The 14,165-nt window shown below is 51.6% G+C and carries 16 protein-coding genes; 5 read left to right on the forward strand and 11 right to left on the reverse strand.

The genetic code is table 11. The features are described from left to right. Positions 1 to 10 precede the first annotated feature (10 nt). Both folB and folK read left to right on the forward strand, forming a co-directional pair. On the forward strand, positions 11 to 364 hold the full coding sequence (gene folB, locus JWZ98_RS20085) for a dihydroneopterin aldolase (protein WP_033157689.1): 354 nt from the start codon (positions 11 to 13) through the stop codon (positions 362 to 364). 2 nt (positions 365 to 366) lie between these two features. Then, positions 367 to 849, forward strand: coding sequence for a 2-amino-4-hydroxy-6-hydroxymethyldihydropteridine diphosphokinase (gene folK, locus JWZ98_RS20090; RefSeq protein WP_101054502.1), 483 nt, complete (start codon positions 367 to 369; stop codon positions 847 to 849). A gap of 13 nt (positions 850 to 862) precedes the next feature. On the opposite strand, the gene JWZ98_RS20095 is transcribed toward folK, so the two are convergent. The 3 genes from JWZ98_RS20095 to JWZ98_RS20105 are packed head-to-tail and all read right to left on the reverse strand — an operon-like array spanning position 863 to position 3,189. Next, positions 863 to 1,594 carry a pteridine reductase gene (locus JWZ98_RS20095; protein WP_205451505.1) on the reverse strand — a complete coding sequence of 244 codons (732 nt, stop codon included), beginning with the start codon at positions 1,592 to 1,594 and terminating at the stop codon, positions 863 to 865. Next, a complete protein-coding gene (locus JWZ98_RS20100) occupies positions 1,595 to 1,993 on the reverse strand; it encodes a hypothetical protein (protein ID WP_240348113.1) in 399 nt (132 codons plus the stop codon). A 20-nt stretch (positions 1,994 to 2,013) separates the two neighbouring features. After that, the gene (locus JWZ98_RS20105; protein WP_205450356.1) at positions 2,014 to 3,189 is read right to left on the reverse strand and encodes an integrase; all 1,176 of its coding nucleotides are present in this window, start codon (positions 3,187 to 3,189) and stop codon (positions 2,014 to 2,016) included. A gap of 175 nt (positions 3,190 to 3,364) precedes the next feature. Here JWZ98_RS20105 and JWZ98_RS20110 point away from each other — a divergent pair, with 175 nt between their 5' ends. Then, positions 3,365 to 3,775, forward strand: coding sequence for a hypothetical protein (locus tag JWZ98_RS20110; protein WP_205451506.1), 411 nt, complete (start codon positions 3,365 to 3,367; stop codon positions 3,773 to 3,775). A gap of 38 nt (positions 3,776 to 3,813) precedes the next feature. Here JWZ98_RS20110 and JWZ98_RS20115 read toward each other — a convergent pair whose 3' ends face one another. The 8 genes from JWZ98_RS20115 to JWZ98_RS20150 all read right to left on the reverse strand — a co-directional run bounded on the left by JWZ98_RS20115 (position 3,814) and on the right by JWZ98_RS20150 (position 11,709). After that, positions 3,814 to 4,167 carry a DUF2782 domain-containing protein gene (locus tag JWZ98_RS20115; RefSeq protein ID WP_205451507.1) on the reverse strand — a complete coding sequence of 118 codons (354 nt, stop codon included), beginning with the start codon at positions 4,165 to 4,167 and terminating at the stop codon, positions 3,814 to 3,816. A 162-nt stretch (positions 4,168 to 4,329) separates the two neighbouring features. After that, positions 4,330 to 5,727: a hypothetical protein gene (locus JWZ98_RS20120; protein WP_205451508.1), complete on the reverse strand. Its 1,398-nt coding sequence runs from the start codon at positions 5,725 to 5,727 to the stop codon at positions 4,330 to 4,332. 79 nt (positions 5,728 to 5,806) lie between these two features. Further along, positions 5,807 to 6,091: a hypothetical protein gene (locus JWZ98_RS20125; protein ID WP_051670148.1), complete on the reverse strand. Its 285-nt coding sequence runs from the start codon at positions 6,089 to 6,091 to the stop codon at positions 5,807 to 5,809. 77 nt (positions 6,092 to 6,168) lie between these two features. After that, the gene (gene tkt, locus JWZ98_RS20130; protein WP_205451509.1) at positions 6,169 to 8,184 is read right to left on the reverse strand and encodes a transketolase; all 2,016 of its coding nucleotides are present in this window, start codon (positions 8,182 to 8,184) and stop codon (positions 6,169 to 6,171) included. 148 nt (positions 8,185 to 8,332) lie between these two features. Then, positions 8,333 to 8,980 carry a 3-hexulose-6-phosphate synthase gene (gene hxlA / locus JWZ98_RS20135; protein ID WP_033159367.1) on the reverse strand — a complete coding sequence of 216 codons (648 nt, stop codon included), beginning with the start codon at positions 8,978 to 8,980 and terminating at the stop codon, positions 8,333 to 8,335. Positions 8,981 to 9,200: 220 nt separating this feature from the next. Then, positions 9,201 to 9,782 carry a UbiX family flavin prenyltransferase gene (locus JWZ98_RS20140; protein WP_205451510.1) on the reverse strand — a complete coding sequence of 194 codons (582 nt, stop codon included), beginning with the start codon at positions 9,780 to 9,782 and terminating at the stop codon, positions 9,201 to 9,203. Positions 9,783 to 9,793: 11 nt separating this feature from the next. Further along, on the reverse strand, positions 9,794 to 10,738 hold the full coding sequence (gene pip / locus JWZ98_RS20145) for a prolyl aminopeptidase (RefSeq protein WP_205451511.1): 945 nt from the start codon (positions 10,736 to 10,738) through the stop codon (positions 9,794 to 9,796). Between the two features lie 68 nt (positions 10,739 to 10,806). Further along, a complete protein-coding gene (locus JWZ98_RS20150) occupies positions 10,807 to 11,709 on the reverse strand; it encodes a hypothetical protein (protein WP_033159370.1) in 903 nt (300 codons plus the stop codon). A 313-nt stretch (positions 11,710 to 12,022) separates the two neighbouring features. Between JWZ98_RS20150 and JWZ98_RS20155 the strand changes: the two genes are divergently transcribed. Both JWZ98_RS20155 and JWZ98_RS20160 read left to right on the forward strand, forming a co-directional pair. Continuing rightward, positions 12,023 to 13,126, forward strand: a complete 1,104-nt coding sequence (locus JWZ98_RS20155; protein ID WP_205451512.1) for an FAD-dependent oxidoreductase — start codon at positions 12,023 to 12,025, stop codon at positions 13,124 to 13,126. Continuing rightward, on the forward strand, positions 13,123 to 14,136 hold the full coding sequence (locus JWZ98_RS20160; protein WP_205451513.1) for a quinone-dependent dihydroorotate dehydrogenase: 1,014 nt from the start codon (positions 13,123 to 13,125) through the stop codon (positions 14,134 to 14,136). The genes JWZ98_RS20155 and JWZ98_RS20160 overlap by 4 nt, the downstream gene beginning before the upstream one ends. The last annotated feature ends 29 nt before the right edge of the window (positions 14,137 to 14,165 follow it).

Genomic DNA, 14,165 nt, shown 5'->3' on the forward strand with positions numbered 1-14,165 from the left:
GAAAGCAACGATGGACATCATCTTTTTAGGCGGGCTTGAAATCGATACTGTGATAGGTATTTACGAATGGGAAAGGAAGATTAAACAAAAAATCATCCTGGACATTGAAATGGGCTTTGACATCCAAAAAGCCGCCGCCAGCGACGATATTGCCCACACACTGGACTATAAAGCCGTTTCGGATCGCGTTGTCAGCTTTGTCGAGCACAGCGAATTTTATTTAGTGGAAAAGCTGATAGAAGAAATTGCCGGCATTTTACGCAGCGAATTTGCGATTCCCTGGGTAAAAATCACCCTAAACAAGAAAGGCGCGATTAGCCGCGCTCGCGACGTCGGCATCATCATCGAACGCGGCGAAAGATAGTCATGCCTACCGGATATATCAGCATCGGCAGCAATATAGATAAGGAAATTCACATTCCAGCCAGCCTGCTCACGCTACGCGAATTGTTCGGGGAGCTGACCATTTCCAGTATCTTCGAAAGCGAGCCGGTAGGCTTTGTCGGCGACAGCTTTCATAACCTCGTCGTGCAATTCGAATCGGCATTATCCGCGAAAGAAGTCGCCAAATTGCTGAAGCAAATCGAACTGGACCACGGCCGTAGCAGGGAAAGTCAAAAATTCTCGGCCCGAACTCTGGATTTGGACTTGATTTTATACGGCGACCAAATCATCAGTGACGGCAGACTGCAAATTCCGCGCGATGAAATAGAACATTATGCCTTCGTACTGGAGCCTTTAGCGGAAATTGCGCCAAACGCCACTCACCCGATAAGCAAGCGTTGTTACAAAGACCTGTGGCACGATTTCGACAAACGCGATTTACGCCAAACCAAACTTGAGAAATAACGCTCTGTAAACTTCAGCGAAACAGTGTCCGTCCACCATCTACCGTCAGTACTTGGCCGGTAATATAATCGGCGCTGCCAACCAAAAACCTTACTGCTTTGGCAATATCGTCTGCTTCGCCGCGACGCTGCAAGGCCACTTTTTTTAAGATTTCCACCCGCTCCGCTTCATCTACATCTTTCTCCGGCCATAAAATAGCGCCCGGAGCCACCGCGTTAACGCGGACTTCCGGCGCCATTTCCCTGGCCAATATCCGCGTCATCGCCACCAAGCCGGCCTTAGCCATGCTGTAAACCGGAAAGCCCGGCAAACCTGTCTCGGCGTGAATATCGGCGATATTGACTACACAGCCGTGTTTAACTTTTAGTGACGACCACAACGCTTGCGACAAAAAAAACGGCGCTTTCAGATTACTAGCCATGGCCAAATCCCAGTCCTGTTCCGTGACTTGCCCAAAAGGCACGGATTGAAACAAGGACGCATTATTCACCAAAACATCGACACCATCCCACTGAGCTACTGCATTTTCGGCCAACTTCTGGATGCTGCTAAACACCGATAAATCGCCGCTTAATACCCGTGCCGATTCGGCTCGCACGGCATTCAACTCGGCAGCTAAACCTAAAGCGTCTGCATCGGAGCGGTTGTAATGCAAAATCACATTACAACCCTCACCGTGCAGTAAGCGGGCACACGCCGCACCAATGCGTCTTGCCGCACCGGTTATCAGCACATTTTTGGGCATTTATTGCCCAGCGGCCGGCAAACTGGCGATCAATTTTTTTCTAATCAGATAGCAAGCTGCCAATGCGACGAATACGGGTAATTGGGTAAGTAAAAACTCAGTCACCGAATGCTTGGTTACCATGCCGGCCAATGGCACCACAATCAGCATTTTAGATAACCACCAAGTCAGCCAATACCCTATCAGACCGATCACAGACCAATTAATTAACGGGCCGCCATGATTTTTCGCCGCCATATAAAACCAAACCAAGGTCAAAATACCGCATAACTTAGCCAGAAATAACATCTTCTCCCCCATTGTATTGTTGTTAATATGCAAACCAAACCGTAACGCAATGTAAACCAATCCCGGCAGAAAGATCAAATCAATACCGTCAGACCCTTCGTATTGCCTCATAGAAAAAGGTAACCGAAGTATCAGAGTCGTTGCCTCACATTAGAGGTAACCTGGACTTGTGAAAAAATGAGTTTCAATTGTTGCTCAATGGCGGCCTTAAGAGCAAATGGATTGAGTTTGGCATGATGTTCCTGGAGAGTCTGTTTGGTGGTTTCCGGAATGTCAGGATGATTGATCACCCGTTGGTAAGGGGTTTGCGGGGCATGGTATTTTTTCACGACTTTGGCGCCGTCTCGGTGTTTTTTCCGCAGTTTCAGACTGGGACAGAAATGATTCTGCAAAGGGCACCAAAGCGTGCTGTAGACCGCGTTCATCAACGGCACCAGCGCGGCATTATCCAGCCGGTCGTAGCCGAATAATTGCCTGGCGTGAGTCCAGTTTTTCTGCTCGACGTGGGCATTGTCGTTTTTCTTGTAAGGCCTGGAGCGGGTAAACGCCGGCTTTTGCGGGTGGTCGGTGAAATAGCGAACCAGGTGATGATTGAGAAATTCAGAACCATTGTCGCAATCGAAGCCTTTCAAAGGGAATGGCAACAGGTTCTCGATGGCCTGAATCTGTTCCAGGATACCTTGCGAGCCTTTATTCCAGGTGGCCCGGCATTCGGTCCAGCCGGTGACAATGTCCGTCATCGTCAGGCTCCAGACGAAATCGCCGGCCAGCGAATTGCCACAGTGAGCGACAGTATCGGCTTCGACAAAACCGGGCTGGGTCTCGTCCCAGTGATGAGTGCGGATGGGAATCTGGGTTTTCAACAGAGACCCGGGTTTGGTGCCGGACAAGCCTTTGGGGTGCTGGACGCGCAAGGGTTTGAGCAAGCGATCCAAGGTCGCCGCCGACACCTTGAGCAAGTCGGCGCGCACGCCATCCGCCAAGGGGCCGTATTGATCTTCGTAATGAGGCAGCCAGATCGGTATCGCGGCTTTCAGGCGCTTGCCGCACAGTTGATCGCTAGCAAACCAGATGCGCTTCAATGGCTCCAGCAACACCTCGGCTTGATATTTCCGCTTGGGGCCGGGCCGTTTGCTAGGCGAAGCGGTTGGCTTGGCTTTTCGATTCAGCAAACGAATCGCGTACTTACGGGCGTAGCCGCAGACTTCGCAAAACTCGTTCAGGATCGTTTGTTTCGTGGCCCTATCACTTTGTCGATAACGTTTTTGGATAGCCTGTAAATAGGCTCGTCGTTCGTGTTTTCCCATGGTGGTAACCCGCTTGATTTCGGTTACACACAATGTGAAGCAACGACCCGTTTTTAATGACCCCTTGGGTTACTTTTAATTTGAGGCAATTCGCCCTTTATAGCTTGTGCTTCAAACTTGCAGGCTTAAAACATATAATCGCAGCCATCCTAAAACAAGAACATGAGGAACACCCATGCACGCACGTCTTTTTGCCATCGCATTGCTGACTATCGGTTTCGGCAATTCTGCTTGGTCGCAATCCACACCCAGCCACGGCGGCCACGGCGGAGCGAGCGGCGTAGAGGGCAGCGGGTGCATCAACGCTAAAATTAGCCGCTACACGCCGGAACATTTAGCCACAGTCAAACCGGGCTCGGAGTTTTCATTCGCGGTTTCCGGCAGCAATGGCCCGGGCCACATTCACGTGAGCATTAAACAGCAACCTGTCTCGGTTCAAGTTGAAGACAAGGACACCTTCTACTTGGTAAAAGGTAAACTGCCTGAGGACCTTAAAAACACGGTCGTGAGGATCTCGGTGAAAGCTAAAGCAAAAGTCAGTAAATGCGATGCTGACGGCGGCTGGTTACTGAAAGTTTCCGAGTAATCTAAGGCGGGAGTATCGAGAAGATACATTCAAATAGATCAATTGAAATCCCATTCGAACAAAGTCCACTTATTGATATTGGTGTTTTCGTCCAAATCATTTTTTTTCACATCCATCTGCTCGTCGCCGTTGGTATCCAGCATGTAGTAAGCAGGGCCAACCTGGGGCTGAATTTTCACCATGTATAGCTTGCCGTTGCGGCGAAACTCCTGAATAGTATCTTTGCCTTTACGAATAATGGTAATGTCGGGCTCCAACTCTTCCCCTGACTGCACCGGAGCCGGTAAATCAGGCGGTTCCGGAACTGGCGCCAATTCGTTGGCATCAGGGCCTGCGGCAAAAGCAACGATCGGCAAAAACAGCATCAAGCTAAAACCCAATAAACGAGACATCAAGATCCCTGCAAAAAATTTGAATGTGGGTAGTCATGATAATACAGATTCGGTAAAGCCGTATAAATCCATGGTTTGCCGGCTCCCTTAGACACACTAAAACCAGCAGGCATAAAAAAACCGGCACTTCCAAAAGAAAGTGCCGGCTTCTTCAGGCAGGTACTAAGCCTGTTTACGTAAGTATTTCTCTACCCCGGTAGTTCTAGCCACGACCTCATCCTTGGACTGCAAGGCTTGCTTTGCCATGTAACGCGCCACACCCGACACGCCAGGCGCATCCTTTGCTAGTGCGTCCTGTTTGGACATGTATCTGGCTACACCAGTGAGTTCTTTCGAATCCTTATCCAGCAACTCATGCTTAGTGACATATCGGCTAACCGAGCTCACTTCGGCAACAGGTTTTTGCGCTAATATTTGCTTGGCTAAATACTTGCTGACACCAGTAGGCGGCGGCAACTGTCTGGTCAATATTGCCTGCTTGGCAAGGTAACGGGCAACACCGGTTAAAGGCTCTGCCTGGCTTTGCAATTGCAACTGTTTAGCCAGATATTTGGCAACACCGGTTGGCTTTGGCGCTTGTTGGGCAGACGCAGCCTGCCTAGCCAGGTAACGCTCTACAGCGGAACCCTCAAATGCCAATTCCTCGGCCAATTCTTGCTGAGCATTTTGTTCTTGATTCAATTGGGCCTCCGCTTTTTCCTGTTGAGCTAGTGCTTCCGCTGCAACATATCGGGCAATCAAAGCCGCAGCTGCCGCTTTTCTATCCGCGGCCGCCTGCTCCGCCAAAAATTTAGCAACGCCGGTCAAAGGTGCCTGCTCTTTTAATAAGCGCTCCTGTTGAGCGACATACTTAGCCACACCGGTTACTAGTGGCGCATCTTTCGCCAACAAAGCTTGCTTAGTGACGTATTTGCTCACACCGGTTGCGATTGGCGCGTCTTTTGCCAAGACATCTTGCTTCAACACATATTTGGCAACACCGGTAACCAATGGCGTCGAACCGCTCTGCATATTTTGCCGAATGACGTATTTAGCAACATTGGTCACCGCATGGTCTTCGCGATCATTTTTGGTAATGTATTTAGAAACCCCAGTCACCGGCGCTTCTTTAGACAAAATCGACTGTTTGATCAGGTATTTGGCAACTCGAGTAACCGGATTTTCCGCTTGTTGAGTCAGATATTTATCGACACCCGTCGCAACCGGCTCGCTCTCGATTACTTCTTCGACAAGCTCTTCCACTACTTCGGCAACTTCTTCAATTTCTTCTTCTACTGTTTCCTCGACAACCGGATCCACGACAGCCGCCTCTTCGACGGCTTGCCGGGCTTTTTCCAATTGCGCTTGCAAGGCTAGATATTTCGCCACCCCGGTCAATGGCTGACCGTTTTCGTCCAGCTCCGGCTTAGGCGGCTCAAGTTTTTGCAGATAACGGGCTACACCGGTCAATTGCGCGTCTTCGCTGTCGACACGAGAATAAGCTTCCGACCGACTATCACTACTGCTCGAATTGTCGAACAAAAAGCCGAATAAGCTATTCATCAAACTGTTTGTTGCCATTTGAGAATACTCCTGAATGTAATAATTGTTATGTGTCTAGACGACGAGTTCATCAAATTCACGGTATAGCCTAAAAATACTAGGAACCCGCCGCGCTGAATACTACTTTAGGCTGAAAACTGGCTGCCGGGTACTTGGCATCAACTTCTGACGTCGGCTCCTGCTTTGCTTCGGCGCAAGGCGCACTAGCATTACTGGTAGCGGCGACCGGAGAACTGGCCTTGGCGACTTCCGCAATAGCAGGATCTCTGTAGAGAACCTTAGGTTGAAAATCCGCGGCAGGATATTCCTGGGCACTGACAGCAGCCGATGCAGCAAACAGCAAGCCCGTTAAAAACTTCTTAATCAATTGCGTGTTTATCATGATTCCACCTTACTCTATTGATTAAAGACGGGCCTGCCGGCAACCTCGTCACCGACAGGCCTTTCACTTAGCGCCTATTAAAGCACAGCTTCCACATTAGCGACGACATTGTCCACGGTAAAGCCGAACTCTTTGAAGAGCTGACCTGCCGGGGCCGATTCGCCGAAACGGTCCAATCCTACGACTCTACCCGCGCTGCCGGCGTATTTCCACCAGCTGTCGGTTACTCCCGCTTCTACTACCACGCGCTGGGTAACGCTTGGCGGCAATACGCTGTCTTTGTAAGCTTGGTCTTGCGCTTCGAAGACGTTGGTAGACGGTAGTGACACCACGCGGATTTTTTTGCCTTTCGCGCTCAATGCGTCAGCGGCTTTCAACGCCAATTCCACTTCGGAACCGGTGGCAATGATGATCGCGTCCGGTGTGCCATCGCTGTCTTTCAGGATGTAGCCACCTTTGCTGATCGCGTCAATTTGTGCGGCGGTGCGGGGCACGTGCGGCAGGTTTTGACGGGAGAAGATCAAGGTGCTCGGTCCGTCCGTACGTTCGATAGCGGCTTTCCAGCACACGGCCGACTCGACGGCATCGCAAGGGCGCCAGACGTGCATGTTGGGGATCATGCGCAGGGTGGCGGTTTGTTCGACCGGTTGGTGGGTCGGGCCGTCTTCGCCCAGACCAATGGAGTCGTGGGTGTAAACGAAGATGGTCGGGATTTTCATCAACGCGGCCATGCGCAGGGCGTTACGGGCGTATTCCGAGAACATCAGGAAGGTGGCGCCGTAGGGTTTGAAGCCGCCGTGCAGGGTGATGCCGTTCATGATGGCGGACATACCGAATTCACGCACACCGTAGTAGGCGTAGTTGCCATCGAAGCCCGGTTGGTTGACGTCTTTGCAGCCGGACCACAGGGTCAGGTTGGAGCCGGCCAAGTCGGCAGAGCCGCCCAGCAGTTCGGGCAACAGGGGGCCAAAGCCGTTCAAGGTGTTTTGTGAGGCTTTGCGGCTGGCGATGGTTTCGCCTTTGGCATCCACCGCAGCGATAAACGCTTTGGATTTTTCAGCCCAATCGGCAGGCAGTTGGTTTTTGATCACGCGACGTTCGAATTCGGCTGCCAATTCCGGATGTGCGGCTTTGTAGGCAGCAAATTTGGCGTTCCAGGCGCTTTCCAGTTGGGCGCCTTTGGCGTTGGCGTCCCAAGCGGCTTTGATGTCGGCAGGGATTTCGAACGGCGCGTGCGGCCAGCCCAGCTTTTCGCGGGTCAGGGCGATTTCAGCTTCACCTAAAGCGGCGCCGTGGCATTCTTCTTTGCCTTGTTTGTTCGGCGAACCGAAACCGATGATGGTTTGGCAGCAGATGATAGAAGGCTTGTCGGTGACTTTTTTGGCTTCTTCAATCGCGGCTTTGACGGCGTCGGGGTTGTGGCCGTCGACTTTAGGAATGACGTGCCAGCCGTAGGCTTCGAAGCGTTTCGGGGTGTCGTCGAGGAACCAGCCGGCAACGTTGCCATGACCACGGACTTCGCCGTCGATGGAGATGTTGTTGTCGTCGTAGAAGGCGATCAGTTTGCCCAGTTTCATGGAGCCGGCCAGGGAGCAGGCTTCGTGGGAGATACCTTCCATCAAGCAACCGTCACCCAGGAATACGTAGGTGTGGTGGTCGACGATGTCGTGACCGGGACGGTTGAATTGGCCGGCCAGGGTGCGTTCGGCTAAAGCGAAACCGACGGCATTGGTGATGCCTTGTCCCAAGGGACCCGTGGTGGTTTCGACGCCCTCGGTGTAGCCATATTCAGGGTGTCCTGGGGTTTGTGAGTGCAGTTGGCGGAACTGTTTCAGTTCTTCGATCGGCAGGTTGTAGCCGGCCAAGTGCAGCAAGGAATAAATCAGCATGGAGCCGTGGCCGTTGGACAAAATGAAGCGGTCGCGGTTGGGCCATTTAGGGTTGCTGGGATTATGTTGCAGAAAATCATTCCACAATACTTCTGCGATGTCGGCCATCCCCATCGGGGCACCGGGGTGCCCGGAGTTGGCTTTCTGTACGGCGTCCATGCTAAGTGCGCGGATGGCGTTCGCTAAGTCTCGGCGCGAAGGCATGTTTAATTCTCCTTTGAATCTGGTAGTGCGAGCCGGCTCGTGATCGGCCGTGCCCGGTAAAAACTGGGGGTTATAACGAACGAAAGGACGAGTGGCGCTAACCACCCGTCCTTATATTTCCTAACAAATAGGAATTGACAAAGCTGGTTTATGCAGCAGCAGCGTCAACCAGTTCGCGGATTTCGCGAGCAGCTGTTGCTGGGCATGGTGCGCCATAGATAGCAGCACCAACCACGATGATGTTAGCGCCAGCTTCAACGACTTGTTGAACAGTCGCTTGTTTGATACCGCCGGCAACAGAAATACGTACGCCCAAGCCCAAACGAGCGATGTCGTTCAAGTCGCCAAATGGGGTTTGGCCTGCCGCTTGTGCATCCAAACCGGTGTGAATACCGACGATTTGCGCGCCCAATTTAACAGACTCTCTCGCGCACTCGGCTTTGTCAGCCACGTTGATCAAGTCGATTTGGGTTTCGGCAGCGTGTTTTTTTGCTGCTTTGATAACGCCAGCGATAGTAGCCAAACCGGATACGCCCAACACGGTGCAGATGTCTGCGCCTGCAGCGTAGAAAGCGCCTGCTTCGTATTCGCCTGCGTCCATAGTTTTCAAGTCAACCAACAACAATTTGTCTGGGTAACGTTGTCTCAGTTCTTTGACCAGGTTGATACCGTTATATTTAATGCAAGGAGTGCCGATTTCAAAAATATCGACATAAGGCGCTACTTTATCAGCCAATTCGACAGTTTGGTTGAAATCCAGTGAATCCAACGCCATTTGAATTAATGGTCTTGCCATATTTATGTGCTCCGATTGTTATAGTTACAGTTATTGTTTTAAGACCCACCCCCCAACCAAACACCATTTTCAGGTCTTTAAGTCGAGAGCGCCGCAAGCCTTTGTCGATGGGCATTTTTCGCGAGTGCGGCAACTCTAAATCAGAATAAGGCACCCTGTCAATTGAAGACCGACTATTTACCCGGCAAAAACCCCGTATTTAGTCGAGACCGATAAAAACTTAACCGCCCAGACCCGTCCAAGGCTTGAATAGCCCCGTCGCGTCAACCCCAAACATATCCAGAATTCGCCCCACCCCCTCATCAACCATTGCCCGCACGGAATCGGTCTTGTTGTAAAAAGCCGGCATTGGCGGATAGATAATCCCGCCCATTTCCGTGACGCTGGCCATATTGCGGATATGCGCCAAATTTAACGGGGTCTCGCGGGGCACCAGTACCGTTTTGCGGCGCTCTTTCAACGCCACGTCCGCCGCTCTGGAAATCAAGTTATCGCCAAACCCATGCGCTACCGCCGCCAGCGTCTTCATCGAACACGGCGCAATCACCACGCCTTCGGTCTTGAAAGAGCCGCTGGCAATACAGGAAGCAATATCGTTTATGCCATGCGTAACATTCGCCAGCTCATACAAAGCAGCCCGATCCATATCCAGTTCGTATTTCAGGTTAACCAAGCCGGCGGACGATACCACCAGATGCGTTTCCCATTCGTCTTGCTCTCGCAATATTTGCAGCATCCTGACGCCGTAAATAGCCCCGGTTGCGCCGGTCATGCCGATGACCAGTCGTTTTTTATTGCTCATAATGCCCTTGTCTACGCTAAAAGCCTGGCCATCTCATCGGTCGCGGATACTAACGCATCGATCATTTCGTCGCCCCGCGCAATGTGGCCGGCATTTGGCAGCACTACGTAACGAGATTGCGGCAACGCTTGATGCAGGCGCCAACCGGCTTCTATAGGACAGGTCAAATCGTTTCTGCCGTGAATGATGATAGTTGGTATCGACTGTAACGCCGCACAGTTTTCCAGGATTTGATTTTCGCGGATGAAATAATCATGGATGGCATAAGACAATTCCATTTTTACTTGCCGTAGCATTTGCTCGCTAACCGACTCCATACTTTCCAGATAGTCATTGCCCAGCGCCACTTGCCCGCTCCAGGCTTGCCATTGTTGAGCAGCACGTTTAGCTACATCCTGATCGGCACCAAAAATCGCCTCCACCAATCGCTCCAGGACATTGGCATCCGGCAAATTGGGCAAAGCATCCAGCAAGATCTGCCAGCGTTCGGGGTAGATTTTATTGACGCCGTTACCCAGAAACCACTCCATATCGGCCTGCCGCGCTAAAAACACGCCGCGCAAGATCATAGCCAACACCTGTGTCGGATGCTGCTGAGCATAAAGCAAAGCCAACGTACCACCCCAGGAACCGCCGAATAACAACCAACTATCAATCCGTAATTGCGTGCGGATACGCTCCATATCGGCCAGCAAATCCTGAGTGGTATTGCCTTGCAATTCACCAAACGGCTCGGATAATCCGCAGCCACGCTGGTCCATCAGGATAATGTGGTAGCGCTCGGGATCGAAAAACCGCCGATGATCCGGCTTGGTGCCGGAACACGGGCCGCCATGCAAAAAAATCGCCGGAATACCGGCCGGATTGCCGGATTGCTCGACATAGACGCGATGCTCGCTATCGGTTTCCAGAAAAAAGGTATGGAACGGCGAAATATCCGGATAGAGGGTTTTCATTGTTTTTCATCCATAAAAAAAGGGAAGGCTGTGACACCTTCCCTTTTGCATGCTAACTAAGTGTTAACTTAGAATTTGAAACCTAAGTAACCGCCAGCACTGAAACCGTCGGTAGGTGTACCGTCCAATTTGCTGGTGGAGTAGTGGTAACGCACGTCTGAACCCAATACGATGCCTCTGAAGATGTCATATTCTGCGCCAGCACCGAAGTTCATACCAGCATTCAACACGGAAACCGCGTTGGAAGGCACGCCCAGAATGTTGATGTCCAGACCAACCGGAATCAACCAAGGACGGAATTTGCTGCCATGCATGAATTTGATTTTTGGAGAAGCATTGATTCTCAAGCGAGCATCGGTTGCTTGTGTGTCATCAGTAATCGCCGTTGCATTGAGAGATGGTACATAGTAACCACTCGACACAGTGTTCGCACCAGTACCGTACTGAGCATATTCAATACCCAACTCAATAGCGAAAGAGGTGTCATCCACCAATCCGAACAAATCGTTGTTCACGTTAAAATCAAACGCACCACCGAAGTAAAAACCTTCGTTGTTTTGGTTGTTGGATAAGAATGCGCCATTATGGGTTGGAAAAACAGTGCTTCCTCTGGCGTGATCCAAAGCTTGCCAACCGCCACGAACCGCCACCAAGTTATCTTTGGCAGACGCTTGCGCAGGAGTTGACTTAACAGACGCCATCCATTGATCCAACTCTTGAACTTTTGCATTCGCAGCAGTGGAGCTGGCAGATGAAGATTTAACGCGGCTCAATTCAGCTTGCATGGCTTGCATTTGCTCGGCCATTTGTTGCATTTGCGCTTCCAGAGCTTCGGTTTTTCTGGCGGCAGCGTCAGCGACGCGCTCGGCACTGGAACCGGCAGCTTGGGCTTGTGGGGCAATGAATGCTCCAGCCATTGTTAAAGACGCTGCGGCAACACCCAGCGCTAATTTGCTTTTAGTAAAACTCATTGTTGTTCCCCCCAAGGGTAATTATTGTTAAGACTGAATAGCTTTAAAGCAACACAGGATTTCTTCACGTGGGCAATAATAGCAGCAAAACACTAGCCTTACAAGTTTTAAGTCTATTTTTTTTACTCAAAAAATTTGTTTTATATCAATAAGATACAAATACTTTGTAAACTATAATCCATATTTGTCAAAAATTAACAACAGCCATTTGCTTTTTCACACACCCATGGACAATCGGCAAACCCTATCAAAATAAGCCGCCTTCGTGTTACCTTAAAAAAGCCTTCTTACACCCGTTTTCCTCGGCATTTGCATGACCACACACCTGGATATTCTGATCATCGGCGGCGGTATCAGCGGCCTATTAGCCGCTCGCGAACTGCGCCTGGCCGGCCGCGACGTCACCATCCTCGACAAATCCAAACCGGGCCAGGAATCCTCATGGGCCGGCGGCGGCATTTTGCTGCCGATTTATCCCTGGCGCCAAGCCGCAGCGATCTCTGATTTAGCGGTCAACAGCTTAAAAAAATACCCGGCCTTAAGCCGGGACCTGCTCGCCGCGACCGGTATCGACCCTGAATGGTATGACTGCGGCATGCTGATCTGCAAAAATCCGGACTACGCACAAGCCATAGAATGGTGCGAGCATTACCACATCGACTACCAGCCGGCCGCAACGGCCTTGACCGAGCCGTTTACCAGCGATCTCGACCATCCGCTATGGCTGCCGGGAATTGCCCAGGCCCGCAATCCCAGATTATTAAAATCGCTCCACGCTTACTTAATACAAGCCGGCGTGAAATTTTTGGATAGCACCGAAATTCACAAGATCGGCATCGCCAACCACCGAGTTGAACGCATTGACACCAACAACGGCACCTACACCGCTCAGCACCTGATCGTCAGCGCCGGCGCCTGGACCACCGATTTAATGCGGGATTTATTGCCGGATTGGCCGGTAGACCTGCAAATCAAGCCGGTCAGAGGCCAGATGCTGCTGTTCGACGCCACGCCAACAACCTTGCCTTATATGGTATTGGACGGCGATCAATATTTGATCCCGCGCCGTGACGGCAAAATACTGGCGGGCAGCACCGTGGAGCAAGCCGGCTTTCACAAAGTCACCACCGAAGACGCCAAGCAACAGCTTTACCAATTCGCCACCGAGTTACTGCCGACCTTGAAAAACTATCCCGTTTGCCATCATTGGGCCGGCCTGCGCCCAGGCAGCCCGCAAGGCATACCGACGGTTGGACAACATCCCAAAATTGACAATCTCAGCATCAATGCCGGCCATTTTAGAAATGGCTTGGTGATGGGACCGGCTTCCGCAAAGCTGTTGGCGGACCTGATTTTGCAGCGCCCCACCGAAATAGACCCGACCCCGTATTCGCTAACTCGAGCAACCGCGCCATGAATTTTTATCCTTTGTTACGCCCCTTACTGTTCTCCCTGGACCCGGAAACCGCGCATCATGTCACGCTGGATTTGTTAAAACTGGCCCAGCGCAGCGGCTTGTCGGTTTTGAGCAAACCCAAAGTCAGCGACAAGCCGGTCGAAGTGATGGGCTTGAATTTCAAAAACCCGCTTGGCTTGGCTGCCGGCCTGGATAAAAACGGCGATTACATTGATGCGTTGGCCGAGTTGGGTTTTGGCTTTATCGAAATCGGCACCGTCACCCCGCGCCCGCAACCCGGCAACCCCAAACCGCGCCTGTTCCGCCTGCCGGAACACCAGGCCATCATCAACCGGATGGGTTTTAATAACCAGGGTATCGATCATTTGCTGGAACAAGTCGGTAAATGCCAATATCGCGGCATTTTGGGCATCAATATTGGCAAGAACGCCGATACGCCATTGGAAAACGCGACTGAAGATTATTTGATCGGTCTCAGGAAAAGTTACGCGGCAGCGAGCTATATCACCATCAACATTTCCTCGCCCAACACCAAGAATTTACGCCAACTGCAGCAAGGGGACGAGATCAAGCAACTACTCAGCGCATTGAAGGAAGAACAACTGAAGTTGCAAGCGGCACAGGGCAAGTACACGCCCATCGCGGTAAAAATCGCGCCGGATTTAACCGATGAAGAAATCCGCCACATCGCGGGGTTGTTGTTGGAATTTGGCATCGACGGGGTGATTGCCACCAACACCACCATCGCCCGCGATAAAATCCAGGGCCATATCCACGCCAACGAAGCCGGCGGCTTGAGCGGCGCGCCGGTTAAAGACAGTTCGACTCGGGTGGTGAAAGGCTTGGCAGCAGAATTGAACGGCAAACTACCGATTATCGCGGCCGGCGGCATATTAAGCGGCACAGACGCCCAGGAAAAACTCGCCGCGGGCGCCAGTCTGGTGCAGATTTATAGCGGCTTGATCTATAAAGGCCCGGCGTTGATCGAAGAGATACTGAGCACTATCTGATAAGCCAAAGGGTACGCGCTGCGTACCCT

It is taken from the genome of Methylomonas sp. EFPC1, assembly GCF_016925515.1.
Lineage (GTDB): Bacteria > Pseudomonadota > Gammaproteobacteria > Methylococcales > Methylomonadaceae > Methylomonas > Methylomonas defluvii.